The organism is Thalassotalea psychrophila, from assembly GCF_031583595.1.
GTDB classification, from domain to species: Bacteria; Pseudomonadota; Gammaproteobacteria; order Enterobacterales; family Alteromonadaceae; genus Thalassotalea_A; species Thalassotalea_A psychrophila.
The window spans coordinates 2,568,852-2,587,624 of the sequence record NZ_CP134145.1 but is presented as its reverse complement, the minus strand read 5'-3'; the positions used below and the strand labels follow the sequence as shown (position 1 = coordinate 2,587,624).

The window sequence follows — 18,773 nt, the reverse complement described above, 5'->3', positions numbered from 1 at the left end:
CTTTAAATAAGGTAGAGCCATGTCAGTTCGTCGTAGTAGAAGTAAAGGAAACACAATTTTTTTGCCATCTAACTCTCGTTACAATCAATATTTACTTGCCGAGTTTAAAATTACTGATGAATTATTAGATCGTTTAAATGCAGAGCAAAATGCCGATAAATTAACACCTTGGCAAGGATTTTATCAAAACGTTTCTGAGCAGTTATTCACTATATGTGAAGATGAAGAGATTGATAATGTTCATTTTATTGCTAATGACAAGTTACCAAGAGTACGATTTAACCAAGAAATTAGGCATTGGGAAACAGACCAACAAATGTTGATATTTTATAATCCTGAATATCATCAGTTTTACAAATCACATTTTGATCCTGCGATACGAGCAAAGAAAATATCAATATTATTTCTTGCTTCTGGAAGCTCAGTTAGAACAAGTGCTGCTGGTTATCATACAAAAGTTAGAAAGGTAGTTAATAAATTAATTAACCAACTAGGCGTTGATGCATCGCAAGTACGCTTACGTGACCATCAACATTTAACTTATGATTTATTTGCTAAAGATAAAGGTGTAGAGGGCGGTAACAGCCATAATTTACGATTAATAAAAAATCGTTATCAAGCATCTGATGTAACGTTACCTGCCAAACACGATACGATTAGCTACGTTGTTGCTAGCCTGCCTATCACTAGAAAATTATTAAAAAATTCAAATGTTAAGCTAGTTGGACAAGACTCTTATGATCAATTCTATAAAATGATCAGCGATTCATGTAGTGCTGCAGGTAAAAGAAAGAATTTAACCACAGGCGCATTTATAGCTAATGGTTTAACACCGATCGTTCGTAATAGTTCGAATGTACCCGAGCAAAAAGTCGGTGAATTACAGTTATTAGGTTTTGACCCGCAGAATCCTAATGACGAATTTTACAGTAGTTGGAAAACCGATACTTTAGTTGATTATGTGCAAATTGTTTTTGCTGCAACTGAACAAGATATCGAAAATAAAGGCTATAGTGAATTTCTTAAACGAGTAGACAGTGCTTTAAAACTGTTAGCTACCGACCTGGAAATGTCGCCAGAGCATGAAGAAATAGCAGTTCGTTTCCATCAGCACCTTGCTTATCATTTTAATGAAGAGTAATCAAATTAAATGATAAAAGCATTATTTTGCTTCAATAGTAAATAAAGAGATGAAAAAGAAAGGCTATAGAAATATAGCCTTTTTTGTACATAGATGTGCTTATCCTCCCGGGCCATGGACCGCTCATTCACATCCCCGGCAATTGCTCCCTGCATTGCTCTAATATAAAACGTCCATGTTAAAATGTGACCGCGGCATTCTTTACTTCCATGTAAATCATGGCAACAAGGGAGGGTCTTCTACAGAAGCGTCGTATTAAACATTCATGGGTTTCATTGGCAAGTCGCGATAACGTTTCCCCGATGCTGCAAATATTGCATTACTTAATGCTGGAGCAAAAGGGGCCACACCCGGCTCACCAAGTCCTGTTGGCTTTTCATCCGAATCGGTAATATGCACACGAACATTTGGCATATCTGAAATACGCATAACAGGGTAATTGTGAAAGTTTGAGTTAACAACAGCACCGTCTTTAAATGAAATTTCAGTTGCAAGTGCTAATGACATCCCCATAACAACGGCTCCTTCCATTTGAGCTGTTGCACCGTCAGTATTTAACACTTGACCACAATCGATAGCACAATCAACATTTAACACCTTTATATTATCGCCATCAACTTTCACATGTATAGCCATTGCTACATAGCTATGAAAACTGTGATGTACAGCGATACCAATGCCTTCACCTTTTGGTAATTTTTTACCAAAACCAGAATGCTTAGCAGCAATTGCAAGAGTTGCTTTAGAGCGTTCAACTTGTTCTGCTTGTTTAGGATCATCATTGGCATCATAAATACTGTTAAGCATTGTTAACGTGTCTTTACCTGTTTCAACGGCTAATTCATCAGCAAAGGTACCAAATGCAAAACCATAAAAAATTGCATAAACGGCGCGATACCAACCTATACGGGTATGAGCTGGCGCAAGGCCTGTTTCACTTCTAAAGTTTTTAATGCCAAAAGGGTGCTTATCAACTTCGCCTAGTGTATTCGCAGGAGCTCTGTCTAAACCTGCTTGAAACAACGAAGTTATTGAAGGAAAAGCGGCGCGGTGTAGCCAACCGGTAACTTGACCATTGTTATCTAAAGACGCTTCAATGTGTTGAGCGCTGATCGAGTGATAGAAACCTGTACGCATATCTTCTTCACGTGACCAGATAAGTTGTACTGGTGCTTTAATTTGCTTTGAAATTACCGCAGCTTCATGTACGTAATCACATTTAAATTTACGACCAAATGCTCCACCTGCCATCATTACATTTACATAGATGTCTTTTTCTTCACGGTTAAGCAACTGTGCTAACACTTTTTGAATGTCTGCAGGACTTTGAGTAGATGCCCAAACTTCACAACTTGTGTCTGTTACTGACACGACGCTGGCATTTGGCTCCATAGGCGCATGAGATAAATGCCCACCAGTATAAGTTGCTTTCACTGTTTTGCTAGCCGATTTAAAAGCATTATCTAAATCGCCACGCTCATTAGCCAATTCAGCCGGCTTTTCAACATTTTTAACTAACTCAGCTTTATATTCTTTGGTGTTATAAACTTTATTAGGACCAAGATCCCATTCAACAACTAATTTTTTAACAGCTTGCTGTGCAGTCCAAGAGTTGTCGGCAACAACTGCAACTGCACCAACAGAACTAAATGGATGTTTGATAGGTGTTATTTCAACAACATCAACTACACCTGGCACTTTAAGTGCCGCAGTTTTATCTAATGACTTTAATTTACCACCAAGGACTGGACAATGAGTTACTGCTGCGTATTTCATCCCAGGTAATTTACTATCTACTCCATAGGTACGTTTACCAATAACGACTTTGCCTTGATCATGTCGGTCTAACGCTTTACCTATATATTTGTATTGCTCTTTAGTTTTTAAGGTAGGATCTTTAGGAGCTTCTACATTAGCTGCTAAGCTTGCAAGCTCTCCATAGCTTAGTTTTTGATTATTTAATTTATTAATTACAAAATGATTTTCAGCGTAGCAATCACTCGCTTTAACATTCCATACTTTTGCAGCAGCAATAATTAACATTTCTTTTGCTGCAGCTCCAGCTTTACGCATTGGCTCAAACATTTTACGAATACTTGCAGAGCCACCAGTTGCCTGATTACCATATTTGCTTTCATTGCCTTCACCTTGCTCTACGGTGACTCTTGACCAGTCAGCTTCCATTTCATCGGCTACAGCGGCTGGTAGGGCGGTTGAAATACCTTGTCCCATTTCACAACGACCACAAAACAGTAATAAGTCACCATTTTCACTTAAATGAATGAATGCACTTGGGTTAAACTCGCTCGTTGCCGATTTAGCGACAGTAATATTTGGAATTGAAATGCCAATGACTAAACCACCAGCGGTAACTCCTGTAGCTTTTAAAAAACCTCGACGGCTCATTTTAGTGATAACACTAATTTCTTGAGCATTGCTTTGATAATATGCAGCAAGGGCATCTGTAACATGTTTATTCATCTTAAACCTCCTTGGCTAAATCAAAGGCAACCGACTTAATTGCTTTTTTGATCCGCTGATAGGTTCCGCATCGGCATATATTGCCTTGCATGGCATTGTCTATTTCATCATCTGTTGGCTTAGCATTGGTTGCTAAAAAGCTAGCCGCATTCATAATTTGGCCTGCTTGGCAATATCCACATTGTGGTACATTGTTTTCTAACCAAGCTTTCTGCAGAGGATGATTTCCATCTTTTGATAGACCTTCTATGGTGGTAATTGATTTACCAACCAAGGCATTTACTGGCATTATGCACGAACGTGTTGCAACACCGTCTACATGTACAGTACAAGCCCCACATAAACCACTACCACAACCAAATTTAGTGCCCGTAAACTCTAATCTGTCTCGTAAAAACCACAGCAGTGGCATGTTTTCATCAACGTCTATTGGCTGGTCTACGCCATTAATTTTAATTGTTTTACTCATAGTCGCTCTCTTGTACTAAATAAGTTAATAACTTATTAATATACATTAAATTTGAAAATAAACACTATGCAATAATGGCTCTTAAATTGTAAGAAAATATGAGGGGATTAATAAATCATTAAACTGGAATGAAAAAGCCTCATAAAATAGGCTTTGGGTTTTTACTGCTTAGTATTATATGCAGCGGGCCGGTTTAGGTAAACCGGCTATTTTTGTCGCTTGTTTGGCTGGGCCTTTCGGAAATAGTCGATAAAGATAACGACTATTAGCTTTTTCTTCACCAAACTCTTGTTTTAGAGCTTTAATTAAGGCGCGAATAGCGGGAGAGGTTTTATATTCCAAATAAAAATTACGAACAAAAATAACCACTTGCCAATGATCTTGAGATAATTCAATGTTATCTCCTATCGCAATCACCACCGCGAGATCTTCACTCCAGTCGGTGATATTTAATAGGTAACCTTCTTTATCGGTTTCTATTTGTTGATCATTAAAAATTATTGCCATGTGATCACTTTCGTCGCTGTGTCAGATAATGAAACAAGGTCTTTTAGAGTGGCAAGGGTGATAGTGCTATCACCAATGTCTATACCTCGAGCTTGAAGATGATTATTTAAAGCATATACAGTTAACGAATCGTTTCTAGTCATGAGTTTAGGGTGAGCGATATTATAAACACCGTCATCCATTAAAAAGAGAGTATCTTTACTACTTATTACGCTTAAGCAAAGATTGAGTTTATTATCAACGAATGCGCTGTTGCGCACGATATGTAAAATTGCCATAAATTAAAAAGTTAAGATCACGTCTGCTTGATTAAGAAAAATTGAAAATTCATCTTTGTTTACTAATTTAGCATCTTTAAAAGCTAAGTTAGTTGTTAATTGGCGTTCAGCTAAACAAGCCTCACTAATATATATATCTTCTATATCGTAAAAACTGAGCGCTTTAAAAGATGAGATGAAATCTTTACCATCAATAAGTTCAGGATTTTGACTGGCTTGTGTTTGGTATACGCCATCACCAATAAAAAATAAAGACACAGCCATTTCATAGCTGGCCAATATTAATGCTGCATCGAGCGCTTCTTTAGCATTAAATTTATCAAAGGTTGAGCTAGTATTTACAATAGCATACCTTTTAATTTGATCGGGCATCATAGTTGAACAACCTTACTTGCAGCACATGTTAATACTACTAGCTCGCCTAAACCGGATATAGTAAACGCAGGATGAATATTATGATTAAACTGATCATCATCACTATCGGTAAGGCCTCGACGTTCTCCAGCCGTGTAACAAAGATGCAATGGAGTTGAGGTTTTTTTATTAAACTCAGCCCAAGCAGTTAACAAATTTAACTCATCACTAGGTGTTTGCACATATTTGTTAGCATTTAACACACCATCTTGATAGAAAAATATCCCTTTTAAGATGTGACCATCAGCCAACAACTGTTCAGCAAAAGCCAACGCTGTGTTGGTTTTATTATCAATAGGAGATGTTGTCACTACTAGTGCAAAGCTACTCAATGTCTGTCCTAACGTTAAATGTATTTTTTACGTAAAAAGTTAATAACCTAAATATATTGAAACCATAAAAGCGCAAAGGCTCCGCTTTTTTAAGAGCGGAGCCTTTGATTATAAATGATTTTTTATAATTTATTAATCATCATTACCTGATAATACCGCTAATAAGTGTAGTAAATGTACAAAAATATTATAAATATTTAAGTATAACGACACTGTAGCGCGAATGTAGTTAGTTTCGCCGCCGTGAATAATACGACTTGTATCAAATAAGATTAAACCTGACATAATTAAGATGATGCCAGCACTGATCGCAAGAGAAAGAGCAGGGATTGCAAGGAATATGTTGGCAATTATAGCAACAACAGCAACTAGCAAACCTACCATTAAGAAACCACCCATAAATGAGAAGTCTTTTTTACTGGTTAATGCGTAAGCTGATAAACCGAAGAAAATTAATGCTGTACCACCTAAGGCCTGCATGATTAATGCACCGCCGCCAGGCATTGATGCATACATGTTTAACATTGGCCCTAAAGAAGCGCCCATTAAACCGGTAAAGCCGAAAATCCAGTAGATACCGCTGGCTTGGTCAGCTTTCTTGTGAACCACAAATAACAAACCGAAAGCAGCTAAGGTCATTACTAATGCAGCTATGTGAGAAAGGCCCATGGCCATTGAGATACCCGCTGTTACCGCACTAAAAGCTAACGTCATACCTAATAACATGTAGGTGTTGCGTAAAACTTTATTGATTTCGATAGCTGAGCTTTGGCTAGCAGTATTAAAACCCATTTGAGATTGCATAAAATTTCCTTTGAAAACTTAATTACTTATTAAATCACTATTTATTAGATGGGGTTAAATTAAAAAAATTCAATATTTTTAGATCAAATGATTTTAAATCAATCCCTTTACCTACTTTTATATCGTAAACATCAACATAGGTAAACATAAATCGTGACATATTATGGCATATGATACATTTAATTGCTAAGAAAATGCTATATAAAGAGGCTAATAAGCCTTAATTATTTGTTGCTTTCTGTAACAGTCATTACTGTGATCATTTACCATACCGCAGGCCTGCATATGGGCGTAGATAATTGTAGAGCCAACAAATTTGAAGCCTCGCTTCTTTAAGTCTTTACTTAACAGGTCTGAAACTTCAGAGGTAGCAGGGTAGTCATCAAGGCTATTTAAATCATTCACAATGGGCTTATTATTTACATAGGCCCAAATATAATTACAAAAACTACCAAATTCTTTTTGTATTTGAATAAACAATTTTGCATTGTTTACTGCCGACTTTACTTTTAAACGGTTACGGATAATTCCTGCATCTAATAACAGCTCTTCAATTTTGTTGTCATCAAATTTAGCTACTTGCTCAACATCAAAATTGGCAAACAGTCGGCGATAATTTTCTCGTTTTTTTAAAACCGTGTACCAACTTAACCCTGCTTGTGCAGATTCTAAGGTTAAAAACTCAAACATAGTTTGATCATCTTTAACTGGCACTCCCCATTCGTTATCATGATATTCAACGTAATCTGGTTTAGAGTTATCTAACCAAGGACAGCGGCAAATTGGTTTTTCATCAGAGCTAGACATTTAATTTCCTAATGGCGTGCAAAAAATTGTTCATATATTGTTAATTTAGCAGAAAAATTCAACGAACTGGCGAAAAAAATTGCAAACAAACTTTTTTTTAAATTAATGCTTTACAACAATTAAGAGAGTCTTTAATATGCGCCCCATCTTGAAGCAAACATTGTTTTAAGACTTCAGGTGAGATGGCTGAGTGGTCGAAAGCACCGGTCTTGAAAACCGGCATGGGTTTGTAGCCCATCTAGAGTTCAAATCTCTATCTCACCGCCATATTTTAAAGAAAAACCTAATCGAAAGATTAGGTTTTTTTTCATCCATAAAAAAGGCATGGGTTTGTAGCCAACTCATATTTAAGAGTTCAAATCTCTATCTCACCGCCATATTAAAAGAAAAAGCCCAGCTAACTGTTGGGCTTTTTTTTACAAAAAAATTAGGGCAGGGTTTGTAGCGTTAATCCAACTTAGAGTTCAGTCTTCTATAACTCCGCCATATTTTAAAGAAAAACCTAATCGAAAGATTAGGTTTTTTTTCATCCATAAAAAAGGCATGGGTTTGTAGCCAACTCATATTTAAGAGTTCAAATCTCTATCTCACCGCCATATTAAAAGAAAAAGCCCAACTAACTGTTGGGCTTTTTTTGCCCAAATATAGAGCATGGGTTTGTAGCGCTAATTCAACTTAGAGTTCAACCTCCTAGAACCTCCCCATATTAAGAAAACCTTAATGGTAGTACCTACATTCAGACAAACCTACTTACAAATCTATCATTAAACGTCCTTTTTATTAAAAAATTCAGGTGCTAGGCTTAACGTATTGGAAAGGATTAAATCTGTTATATAAAAATTCTAAACTGAGCAGCTTAAACCAAGGACATAAAGAATGAAAAATGGTGTTATGGTCTTAATACTTGCTATTTTTGTTAGTGGTTGTGCTAATAATTGGCGTACAGCAAGTCGAGAATCTGCTGGAATTGCTCCTATACCTAGTGAGAATAAAACAGCAGTGATTGAAGTCTATGCTGCAGATGCCTTTAGTTGGCGTGGTTGGTTTGCTGTGCATCCTTGGATCGCAATTAAAGAACCGAATGCGACAGAATATACCGTTTATGAAGTGATAGGGTGGCGAGTAAAAAGAGGGTTACCAGCATTAAGAAGCTATCTTACCGAAACTCCTGATCGTTATTGGTATGGATCTAAACCAGAAAAATTACTCTCCATTCAAGGAGAGCAAGCCGAGCAATTAATTCCTAAAATTAAAACTGCAGTAGAACGTTACCCTTGGGCAAATGAGTATAGTGTGTTCCCTGGGCCTAATAGTAATACATTTTTGGCATGGATAGGTCTGCAAGTTCCTGAACTTGAATTAGACTTGCCGTTAAGTGCAATTGGAAGTGGTTATGCTGATTAGGCTGTTGCCAGTATAATTTTCTTCCATTCTCCTTCAATACAACTATAAATATAAACTCAGGTATTACTGTTTATTTTATTCAAACTATTGATATAAGTATCTTGTAAATGCAACACTGTGCCATCTAATAATGCCAAAAAATAATAATATAAAAGAGAATTTATGACTGCAGCTACAGCTGAAACATCTCAAGAAACTAACAGTAAGCAAAGCGAAAAAAAAGGAACCGTCCGAAATGGACGTCGTTTTCGAAAATCTCTGGTTGATGAACATTACGATGTTATTGTCGTTGGCTCTGGTATTGGTGGTTTAGCCAATGCCGCCTTATTGTCCTTGTTAGGTAAAAAAGTTTGTGTACTTGAACAGCATTACACTGCCGGTGGTTTTACCCATGCATATCGTCGTAAAGGTTATGAATGGGATGTCGGTGTGCATTATATTGGAGAGGTACATAAAAAATACTCTTCATTACGACGTATTTTTGATGTCATCAGTGATAGTCGTCTAAAATGGGCCGAAATGGATCCTATTTACGATAAAATTGTATTAGGCGACGAAGAGTATGATTTTGTTGCAGGTAAAGATAATTTTATTGAAAACCTCGTCAAACGCTTTCCTGAAGACGAAAATGCAATTAAGCAATACGTTAAGTTAATTAGAAAGATAAGCAAAGAAAGTGCTAAATACTTTGCAGGACAGGCATTACCTTTATGGATGGCAAAAATATATAACTATTTTAGACCTAGGTTAGTTTCAAAAGAGTTTTTCTTAACGACCAGAGAAGTACTTGAAGGGTTGACCGCAAACCAGCAACTTATATCTGTACTAACTGGGCAATGGGGTGACTATGGCCATGTACCAAAAGAGTCTGCATTTTTAATGCATGCCTTGCTTGCTAAGCATTACCTCGCCGGTGCGGCTTATCCCGTTGGCGGTGCATCGTCAATTGCCCGTGAAATTATTCCAACAATACTTAAATCAGGTGGGGGTGTTTTTACTGATGCACAAGTAGATGAAATATTGGTTAAAGATAACACTGCATATGGTGTTCGTGTCGCGGATGGTACTGAAATAACAGCTGATAAAGTTGTAAGTAATATTGGTTTTGTACAAACAATGCAGCAATTATTACCACAATCAAGTCAAGACCAGCATAGAACTACTAATTGGATGAAAGACGTTAGCGTTTCTAGTAGTTCTATTTGTTTGTATGCAGGTTTTAAAGGGGATAGCAAAGAGCTAAATTTACACAGTACTAACTTATGGTTATACCCTAATAGTGATCATGAGGGTAACGTAGAGCGTTTTCAAAATACTAACAAAGATGACATCAACGCAGAGCTACCTTTAGTATATATATCATTCCCATCAACTAAAGATCCACAATGGTCAACGCATTTTCCCAATAAATCTACTGTAGAAATTGTTTCTATCACACATAGTCATTGGTTTGAACAGTGGAAAGAAACGCAGTGGAATAAACGTGGTGATGAATACCTTGCCTATAAAGAAGTGTTATCACAAAAGCTATTACATAAGTTATTTGAAAGAGAGCCTCAATTACGAGATAAGCTCGATTATTATGAATTATCAACACCTCTATCAACTCAGTTCTATCAACGAAATGTTGAGGGTGAAATTTATGGTTTGGATCATAAGGTGGAGCGGTTCAACAAGTCTTTCCTACATCCGCAAACTCCAATTAACAATCTTTTTCTTACCGGAGCTGACATTATGACTGCAGGTGTTGGCGGTGCGCTAATGGGAGGAGTTATGACAACCATGCGTATGCAAGGCTTAAGAAAAATGTCGCAAGTGACAGCTTTATTTAAAAATTACGAGTACAATAGCAAGTAATTCATTTGCTAGTTTATATGGATTTAGCTTTGTCTAAAATTTTCTATGTTGTTAAACCATTTTAATGAAAATAATTATATATGTATCCACTAAATTATATTGAACCTGTATTTCGTCCACCAAGTGAATGGAAAAGTCTGATCCTACAAGTGACCAATGGCTGCTCTTGGAATAAATGCACTTTCTGCGAGTATAACCCCCATATTTAATATACCATTTTTCCCCTAATAGTAGTTTATCTCTTTAAATTTATCATGAACATCGCTTGATAATTAGCGTGCTCCCCCCTAATATATACTATATATTATATGGGAGGATGAAGTATGAGCCACCCAGTGGTCATTAGAACTACTGTACATATTGATGGAAATACCCAAATTCGATTGCCTGTTATCTTTACTAAACAAGGGATCTTAAAGTCATACCTAGACTACTCAATTTATAATATGCACATGAGTCAATCTTGGCTTGATGCGAGTGTGCGTTCCGTTTGCTTGCTTGTTGAGTTTGTTGAATTCAATGAAGCTTATTACAAAAATCCCTCTGATCTTTTCAAAGCTTTTGCGGATAAGCTTTTTACAGGAACCGTTAACAGAGATGGCGTCGACTCTACGGGCCTGCGCTGGTCAAAAAAGAGTATTCAATCTGCTAATAAGACTATTTCATATATTACTCAATATTCTGACTGGCTTTGTAAGAATAAAGGCATGGATAATAATGTGAACCTTAACCCGTGGCGAGCAGCAACGAACCATGAAGAACGGTTGAATTGGGCTGCTTATTCACATAAACATTCAAATGCATTCCTAGGTCATACATGGTCACACAAGTCAGCTATAGAAATGAACAAGCTCTCAAGAAATGTTCGCTATAAACAGGATGACAGAGCGACTGATATTGATTATGCAGCAAAAAGATTTCCTGATGAACACATCAATGATTTGCTTTTCAAGGGCTTCGTTAAGCCTTGCAGCTTACCATGCGGACCAGCTTATACCAGATTAGAACTTAGAGATATTTTAATAACAATTCTCATTCACTTTGGCGGATTAAGACGATCAGAGCCTTTTCATCTCTGGATTGACGATGTTACTCCTCATCCAGAAGATCCTGAAGATGCCTTGGTTACAGTCTTCCATCCAGAAATCGGCCACTCTCCTTGTTTTTACACAAAGGGGAGGCTTGAAATACGCGAAGAAACACTTGCAAAGAATTTCAACATGAAGCCCCGAACTAAATATGAAAGTTCCAAGAAGATACATGCGGGCTGGAAAAATAATAAATTAAGTTCGATGAAAGGCAATTTCATGGTTGTGCATTGGTTTGAACCATCAGCGGGTAAAGAGTTCTTGTTTTATTGGAGGCTATATCTGGCAAAACAATATGTTAAACCTAATAAAAAAAGACCTCACCCTTTTGCTTTTACAAACAAAAATGGCGACCCATACTCAATCGACGCCTTTGAAAGAAAGCACAGAAACGCAGTGAAACGCATTGGCCTTGTCGCTGATAAAGATTTAGGGACAACCCCACATGGACATAGATACGCTTACATAAATCGCTTAGAAGAAGCTAACGTTAGCCAACTCTACATAGCAAATGCCGCCCACCACAAGTCGGCAAAGTCTCAGGATGACTATAAATCTAAATCGCCAAAAGAAATACGAGCCGAACTGTGCCGTTTAGAAAAGAATGTAAGAACCTCCTTAACTTTTGAGCATAAGGATGAAACCGATGAATAAATACAGTACCATCCAAGAAGCCTCGCAAGCTGCTATTAAACTCTATATTCAGTCAATACTTGAGTACAAAAAGCGCTATAAAGAAGACAAGCGCTTACCTGCTTGTCCAAACAAAATTTATGAAAACGATTGGGAGGCCTTTGGCAAATGGTACTGCTATCTAGGCAAGGAAAAACCTGACTTATTCAAAACCATCCAAGAAGCATCGCAATCTGCTATTACGCTCGGCATTCAGTCTCAATCTGAATACAATAAGCGCTATAAAGAAGATCCCCGCTTACCTGCTTCTCCCAATGGTTTTTATCAAAACGATTGGGAGGCCTTTGGCTCATGGTACGGCTATCTAGGTACGGAAAAATCTGACTTATACAAAACCATCCAAGAAGCCTCGCAAGCTACTATTAATCTCGGTATTCAGTCTCAACTTAAGTACAAAAAGCGCTATAAAGAAGACCCGCGTTTACCTTCTGCTCCAAGTGAGACTTATCAAAAAAATTGGGAGCCCTTTGGCACATGGTACGGCTATCTAGGCAAGGAAAGACCTGACTTTTATAAAACTATCCAAGAAGCCTCACAATCTGCTATTAAGCTCGGCATTCAGTCAATACTTGAGTACCAAAATCGATATAAAGAAGACCCGCGTTTAACTGCTTCTCCAGACGATTTTTATCAAAATGACTGGGAGAACTTTGACTCATGGTACGGCTTTCTAGGCAAGGAAAAACCTGACTTTTATAAAACCATCCAAGAAGCCTCACAAGCTGCTATTAAGCTCGGCATTCGGTCAACACCTGAGTACAAAAATCGATATAATGAAGACCCGCGCTTAACTTCTACTCCAAGCGGTACTTATCAAAACGATTGGGAGGCCTTTGGCAAATGGTACGGCTATCTAGGCAACTTAAAACCTGACTTGTACAAAACCATCCAAGAGGCCTCGAAAGCCGCTATTAACCTCGGCATCCAGTCTCATTTTGAGTACAATAAGCGCTATAAAGAAGACCCGCGCTTACCTGCTTCTCCATATGGGGTTTATCAAAACAATTGGGTGAATTTTGGCACATGGTACGGATTTTTAGATATAAAGAAACCTTTTACTCGTAAAGATATAGGACTGAGGTATGAAAAGTGGGGAAAAATATATGATTCGTATATTGCTAATATTCAGGCTGGACTAGTTCACAAAAGACGAACTTTAATTGTATTTATAGCCCAGTTTATCATGGGTAATAATCTTCCTGAATCACCCGAACAATTTCTGCTTAAAACGACAAGAATCAATATTCAACAATATGAGTCTTTTCTAAATTATTTTGGTGAAAAAGCCAAGATGACATTCCATACCATTGTCCTGGAGTTTATTGATTCTTGCCTTGTTGAACTATGTACACTTGATGACGATCACGAAAGAAATATTCACCCTGGCTACCGTAATCCGTTAAATAATTTTCAAAGTACTTTATTGGAAATAAAACAAAACAAACTAGACGAATCCTGCAAACCTGTTCTAGCTTATACGTATGTGGTTGCCGCAAGAGAATGGATTATTCCCTTGACAGCCAAAAACTTTAGCGACTTAACTAACATACAAGGTCTTGTAGAAAACGATTGGTTTGATGTTGACTTGTCATTAATTGATAGAAACGACCCCGATTGCGTCTATCGGTATGTAAAGAAAGATAGACGTGAGGGTAAGCACACAGGGAAATTAATCGGAGCGTATAACGAGAGAGTCTACCAAATGTGGTCGCCAGCTAGATTTTTTGCTCTGTTTACTTTGTTGTGTGTGCCTGCGCGAGGTCAACAAATACTCTGGTGTGACAGTGGTGAAGCAGATAAAAAAGTACCTGAATTTGTCGGCGGTAAAATTAAGTGGTGTAGTAATACAGGTTCTTTGGCTGGACTCACAAAAAAACAAGGCTTTTTGAAAGAGTATTCAGAAAATGAACTAGGCTTACATTTCACTACAAATAAGACTGCTTTTGGTGAAGGTGGTTACGATATTCCTTGGACGCCTGAAAACTTACCGTATTGGATGATAAAGCTTCGTAAATGGCAATCAAAATATAACCCCATTACAGAGCCGACAAAATGGACTGACCTAAAACTTACAAACCCCATAGGCTCAAATAAGTTGGAGCAACGAGGTCGTAATTGTTTTTTGTTTAGACAACATAATGATTTCAATCCGCACCAGCAACCTATCTTTGGCAAAGCGCTATCTTATGTGCTGCATCAAATTGAACGGAGTGATAACCCACTTACAACCAAGGTAAATAAATACAATAGCCTAAACTCCTACAAATCAGAATATACACCCCATGCGATGCGCGTGAGTTTGATTACAGCATTTGTCGTTGATGCCAAAGTGCCAATCCATATCGTTCAAAAGTTGGTAGGCCATGCTAGAATAGTGATGACTATATACTATACCAAGATTGGTATTGCTGAAATGCGCGATGAACTCAATAAAGCAGAAAAACGAGCTATGGCAACTGCCCCTGCACGAATCCAACAACAAATACGCAATAAAAAATTTGAAGAAATAAGGGAGTCATTAGTTCCTAACGACTCGTTAGTCTTTAACAAATTACACGGTAACCATCCTACATCAGCCTTTTCTTTTACTGATATTGGAATATGTCCTATGGGTGGTGGTAAATGTGAACAAGGTGGTGACGTTGAAAAAGTCAATGTTAAATATAAAAAATACTTGCCGGTAGTTGCTGGACATTTGGGTGAAAAGAACTGTATCCGTTGTAGGTTCTTTATTACAAGCCCGGCATTTTTAGGCGGTTTGACCGCAGTCTTCAACGAAATTTCATTAAAGCAGTATGGCGTTAAACAAAAAGAGAGCGACCTTCTTATTCATATTGAAAAGCTAGAAGATGAGCGGTATGACTGCGAGACAAGTGACAATCTATTCACTAAATCAATTGAATTAGAAAAGGCTGAGTCAAACCTTGAAATGGTCGCTAAAGAAACCAGTATGTACGCGACTGACACGGTATATCTTGCGAGACTCGTTAGTCAATGTATTGCCCTTTTAAATGAATCCATCAAGAATGACTCAACAACCGAGAATATGTTAGTTACCAATACAGCCTCTTCCAGTATGGGGTGGAGCCTTGAAGAAACAAATAGCGAGTTCCATCAGCTAAGTACAGTATGTCAAAACGCAACTATTTATGCGCTTGCGGACGCATCAACCGCCAACCCAAGACGTTCCCAGCTTATCGATAAAATGGCTAAACAAAATGGTATGGAACCAAAAATGTATCTGCTTTCGCCAGAACAACAATTAGCAGTTGGCAACCAAATGAGCGAACTCCTACTAAGCCGTTTTAAGTCATGGGGAAATGTTGAAAAACTGATGAACGCAGACTTATTTTTGGATGATTTAAAGGATGAAAATCAACTCACACCACTTCGGGATGAAGTGAAGAACATCTTACTCGGTAATCAGAATAATTTAGGCTTTAACAAACCCATACTGGAGGAAGTATGATCCATGAACCTAATGAGCTTTGTGAAAAGCTCAAACAAGACGTAACTTCCAGAACAGCAAGGTCTTTAGACATAATTCATAAAGTCTGCACTGATCAGGCAGAACGGGGGGGGAGTGATTTTTCAATAGCCACAATTGGCCGTCTAAGTGCAGCAGCTTACGGACCTAAAGCTCAGGCCATTAGAAATAAGACTGGTGAAAAATACCGTGTATTAATTGAATCTTGGGCTGTGTTCAAAAAGCCGCTAAAGGTCATTTCAAATAAAGTTCAAGAGAAAGACTCTTGGGTTGACGAAATAACAGATCGTCGTATCATGTGGCTGGTACGGGATTTAATTGCAGAAAAAAGTCGATTAAAAGGACAACTTCAATTAGCGAAGGAACACGCAGGTATAAATATTGATCTAAGACCAGTAGTGGCAAATAGGGGAATGGCTGATAATTCACAACAATCTGTACCTCATCATTATTTATATACACAAGAGCGAACAGCACTTTTACATGCAATTGATCCCAAAGTGCTTATTAAAAAAGGATGGACGACAGACAAGCGCGGTAAGGTTAAAGATGAAGATGGCAATTTAATATTTAAGGCTGGTTTTATAACAGCGATCGAAAAAATATTATCTGTATAAATTATTATTTAAATAGCACTCAATAATTTTTACGGACAGCAAAAGGCAGAAAAGACAGGCACATTTATAATTTGAAATGCCACTACCTCCGTTGCTGTTTTTCGAGAATTAGTCTTCGTGGGAACTTAATTCTTTCATTGCGACCGTCGCATTTGTGCCAATCTCAGCTATTCGGTTAGTCGTCTTTATTTTAAACTTGTTCTGCTAAGCAGACGTTGACCTTCGCGACCATAACAGTAATTTTGAGCATAAGGGTACACCAAACTTTTGTGAAGCCATGATAATATTTCACCGAGATTTTATGATCGCTTGTGAGTGAGGTCACAGCTCAAAGCTGTCGTTGAGCTTCCATAACTAGGCGTTAACTTCGAGCCTAGTATAGTATTTTGCAACTTTGGATACTTTTACTAGGTGCTAAAAAGCAGCCACCATCGGACTGCTTGGTACAAAAATAACTAGGAAACTTCAAATTGATCAGCAAATATTAGCCAGCCTGCCTTAGTTGCGTTTATACGTAAACCTTTAATGGCGGTATATTCTTTCGAAGCATACCATTTTTGTGCTTGTTCTTTTGATTCAAATTCAATGATTACAGTTACTTCTTCAGGGTTACCTTCAACTATTTGGCTATCCAGTGAAGCGACAAGTAAACGGCCTCCAAATTTAGTTGTTACTGCTGATGCTTTTTGAGGATAGTCAGCATAACCTTCTAGTTTAGTTGGGTCGATACTATAGTTTGTAATGACATAACATTTCATAATTATCTCTTTTCTTGATTGCCAAACTTACGTTTATTTATAGCGGATTAGGCTGCATTTTCTTGTTGCTGTATTTGCCTTAGTTGGCTGCGTAATTCACTTAATGGTAGTGCACCTGATATCAACCATTGATCATTTACCACCAATGAAGGTGTCGATTGAATGTCAAATTTACGCGCTAGCTTTCGGTCTCGATTAATCTCTTGCACTCTATCTGAGGATGAATAGTCTTGTAAAAATCGCTGTTTATCTAGTCCAACTTCATCGGCAATATTTGCGAGGACACCCAAATCAGCTATATTACGGTTTTCACTCATATGTGCATGTGTCACCGCATCAAAGTAATCCCAATACTCTTGCTGCCCCCCCTGTTTCTGTGCCGCTTTGCAAGCAATTAAACCAGGTGTAGATGTAGGGTATTCGAAAGATTTTTCGCGCATACCTTCGACATTAACACGCTTTTGGTCATCGGCCAGAGCACATTGTTGCCAATGTCCTAGAATGATATTTTTCGCTTTTTTCATTGACCCAAATTTTCCTATCATCTCGTTTTTGTTTGCTGACAATGCAAAAGCATGATGATGTATATCCAAATCCATTTCTTTAGCGAGTTGGCGCAATCGTGGTGACAATACATAACACCAACCGCAAATAACATCGTGAAAAAAGTCAATTTTAAGTTTATGTTTCATAGGGTTTTCCTAACAAATTAGTTTAAATATTAATGATATATTTGGACTTACCAAGACATTTCTGGCCCTGAAGGAACGATGCCATAGGGATTGATATGCTTATGCGAAAAATAGTAATGCACTTTCATGTATTCCAAATCAATGGTTTCTCTGATTTTGGGAATGGCGACTTGATCCAACATATATCTATATAGGTGTTCAAAAGACTTTAGCTGCTTCTTGTTTGCCTTAAAGTGCACTTCGTAGATAGCTTCGAAACGAACTAATGTTGGTAACAAAAATAAATCAGATAAGGTGATCTTTTCACCATGTAGGTATCGAGATTTTCCTAGTCTCGTGTTCAATTGCTCCAGTGCCTCAAATAGCACTTCACTGGCTGCATCATATGAAGACTGGTTAGTTGCAAATCCCACATGATAGACTTTTCTATTAACATGTTGGTGCAGCCAATCACTTAGGGATGTGATTTCACCTTTTAGATTATCAGGCACAAGTTCAATTGGATTCTTCGCTAAAGGTAGCCAATTTGTAGCTAAATCCATCGCCATAGAAGATGAGTCATCACCAACAATGGTATTTTCCTTCTTGTCCCACAGCACAGGTACAGTGACTCTGCCAGAGTAGTTCGAATTGGCTTTTTGATATAATTCCACCAAGCTATGAGTATCATTGATTTCATCTGCGTTTTCTTCATCAAATAACCAACCATCTTCATAGCGCTTTGCTGCAACAGATGACGTGGCAATCACATGGTCTAAGCCAAGTAAATTAATCACTAAATAAGGGCGGTGTGCAAACGGGCATGCATATGACATGTATAAGTGATATCTATCAGCTTCTGCAATCTCTGGAAGATGGAAGCTATCTTCTTCAGTTAGTTCATGTACGTCTTTATTTGGATACCATATCCCTTTATCTAAAACAGCCATAGGAACAACCTCACT

The 18,773-nt window shown here is 37.7% G+C and carries 17 protein-coding genes, 1 tRNA gene and 1 pseudogene; 8 read left to right on the top strand and 11 right to left on the bottom strand.

The window, feature by feature from the left end:
• The first annotated feature begins 19 nt into the window (after nucleotides 1-19).
• Complete coding sequence (locus RGQ13_RS10525; protein WP_348389708.1) at nucleotides 20-1,141, top strand: DUF3083 family protein; 1,122 nt, start codon at nucleotides 20-22, stop codon at nucleotides 1,139-1,141.
• Between the two features lie 255 nt (nucleotides 1,142-1,396).
• On the opposite strand, the gene RGQ13_RS10520 is transcribed toward RGQ13_RS10525, so the two are convergent.
• The 8 genes from RGQ13_RS10520 to RGQ13_RS10485 all read right to left on the bottom strand — a co-directional run bounded on the left by RGQ13_RS10520 (nucleotide 1,397) and on the right by RGQ13_RS10485 (nucleotide 7,233).
• Nucleotides 1,397-3,622 carry a xanthine dehydrogenase family protein molybdopterin-binding subunit gene (locus tag RGQ13_RS10520; RefSeq protein WP_348389707.1) on the bottom strand — a complete coding sequence of 742 codons (2,226 nt, stop codon included), beginning with the start codon at nucleotides 3,620-3,622 and terminating at the stop codon, nucleotides 1,397-1,399.
• Between the two features lies 1 nt (nucleotide 3,623).
• Complete coding sequence (locus tag RGQ13_RS10515; protein WP_348389706.1) at nucleotides 3,624-4,091, bottom strand: (2Fe-2S)-binding protein; 468 nt, start codon at nucleotides 4,089-4,091, stop codon at nucleotides 3,624-3,626.
• A 174-nt stretch (nucleotides 4,092-4,265) separates the two neighbouring features.
• Nucleotides 4,266-4,598, bottom strand: coding sequence for a TusE/DsrC/DsvC family sulfur relay protein (locus tag RGQ13_RS10510; protein WP_348389705.1), 333 nt, complete (start codon nucleotides 4,596-4,598; stop codon nucleotides 4,266-4,268).
• Complete coding sequence (tusB, locus tag RGQ13_RS10505) at nucleotides 4,589-4,876, bottom strand: sulfurtransferase complex subunit TusB (RefSeq protein WP_348389704.1); 288 nt, start codon at nucleotides 4,874-4,876, stop codon at nucleotides 4,589-4,591. The genes RGQ13_RS10510 and tusB overlap by 10 nt, the downstream gene beginning before the upstream one ends.
• A gap of 3 nt (nucleotides 4,877-4,879) precedes the next feature.
• The gene (tusC, locus tag RGQ13_RS10500) at nucleotides 4,880-5,251 is read right to left on the bottom strand and encodes a sulfurtransferase complex subunit TusC (RefSeq protein WP_348389703.1); all 372 of its coding nucleotides are present in this window, start codon (nucleotides 5,249-5,251) and stop codon (nucleotides 4,880-4,882) included.
• Entirely contained in the window at nucleotides 5,248-5,622 is a 375-nt protein-coding gene (tusD, locus tag RGQ13_RS10495) for a sulfurtransferase complex subunit TusD (RefSeq protein WP_348389702.1), read from the bottom strand. The genes tusC and tusD overlap by 4 nt, the downstream gene beginning before the upstream one ends.
• 132 nt (nucleotides 5,623-5,754) lie before the next feature.
• Entirely contained in the window at nucleotides 5,755-6,426 is a 672-nt protein-coding gene (locus RGQ13_RS10490) for a Bax inhibitor-1/YccA family protein (protein WP_348389701.1), read from the bottom strand.
• Between the two features lie 210 nt (nucleotides 6,427-6,636).
• Nucleotides 6,637-7,233, bottom strand: coding sequence for a DNA-3-methyladenine glycosylase I (locus RGQ13_RS10485; protein WP_348389700.1), 597 nt, complete (start codon nucleotides 7,231-7,233; stop codon nucleotides 6,637-6,639).
• 176 nt (nucleotides 7,234-7,409) lie between these two features.
• Between RGQ13_RS10485 and RGQ13_RS10480 the strand changes: the two genes are divergently transcribed.
• From RGQ13_RS10480 to gmtX, 7 genes and pseudogenes are all read left to right on the top strand, one after another.
• Nucleotides 7,410-7,500, top strand: a tRNA-Ser gene (locus RGQ13_RS10480).
• A 609-nt stretch (nucleotides 7,501-8,109) separates the two neighbouring features.
• The gene (locus RGQ13_RS10475; protein ID WP_348389699.1) at nucleotides 8,110-8,637 is read left to right on the top strand and encodes a DUF3750 domain-containing protein; all 528 of its coding nucleotides are present in this window, start codon (nucleotides 8,110-8,112) and stop codon (nucleotides 8,635-8,637) included.
• A gap of 162 nt (nucleotides 8,638-8,799) precedes the next feature.
• Nucleotides 8,800-10,494 (top strand): phytoene desaturase family protein, encoded by a 1,695-nt coding sequence (locus RGQ13_RS10470; RefSeq protein ID WP_348389698.1) that lies wholly within the window; start codon nucleotides 8,800-8,802, stop codon nucleotides 10,492-10,494.
• 80 nt (nucleotides 10,495-10,574) lie between these two features.
• Nucleotides 10,575-10,685: pseudogene (locus RGQ13_RS10465) on the top strand (radical SAM protein); the annotation flags it as partial.
• Nucleotides 10,686-10,817: 132 nt separating this feature from the next.
• Nucleotides 10,818-12,236, top strand: a complete 1,419-nt coding sequence (gene gmtY / locus RGQ13_RS10460) for a gamma-mobile-trio recombinase GmtY (RefSeq protein WP_348389697.1) — start codon at nucleotides 10,818-10,820, stop codon at nucleotides 12,234-12,236.
• Complete coding sequence (gene gmtZ / locus RGQ13_RS10455; protein WP_348389696.1) at nucleotides 12,229-15,744, top strand: gamma-mobile-trio integrase GmtZ; 3,516 nt, start codon at nucleotides 12,229-12,231, stop codon at nucleotides 15,742-15,744. Before gmtY ends, gmtZ begins: the two co-directional genes overlap by 8 nt.
• Entirely contained in the window at nucleotides 15,741-16,379 is a 639-nt protein-coding gene (gmtX, locus tag RGQ13_RS10450; protein ID WP_348389695.1) for a gamma-mobile-trio protein GmtX, read from the top strand. Before gmtZ ends, gmtX begins: the two co-directional genes overlap by 4 nt.
• Before the next feature lie 455 nt (nucleotides 16,380-16,834).
• Here gmtX and RGQ13_RS10445 read toward each other — a convergent pair whose 3' ends face one another.
• The 3 genes from RGQ13_RS10445 to RGQ13_RS10435 are packed head-to-tail and all read right to left on the bottom strand — an operon-like array spanning nucleotide 16,835 to nucleotide 18,758.
• Nucleotides 16,835-17,137, bottom strand: coding sequence for a DUF1330 domain-containing protein (locus RGQ13_RS10445; protein ID WP_348389694.1), 303 nt, complete (start codon nucleotides 17,135-17,137; stop codon nucleotides 16,835-16,837).
• A gap of 47 nt (nucleotides 17,138-17,184) precedes the next feature.
• Nucleotides 17,185-17,829 carry a DsbA family oxidoreductase gene (locus RGQ13_RS10440; RefSeq protein ID WP_348389693.1) on the bottom strand — a complete coding sequence of 215 codons (645 nt, stop codon included), beginning with the start codon at nucleotides 17,827-17,829 and terminating at the stop codon, nucleotides 17,185-17,187.
• A 47-nt stretch (nucleotides 17,830-17,876) separates the two neighbouring features.
• Nucleotides 17,877-18,758, bottom strand: coding sequence for a glutathione S-transferase C-terminal domain-containing protein (locus RGQ13_RS10435; protein WP_348389692.1), 882 nt, complete (start codon nucleotides 18,756-18,758; stop codon nucleotides 17,877-17,879).
• Nucleotides 18,759-18,773: the final 15 nt, after the last annotated feature.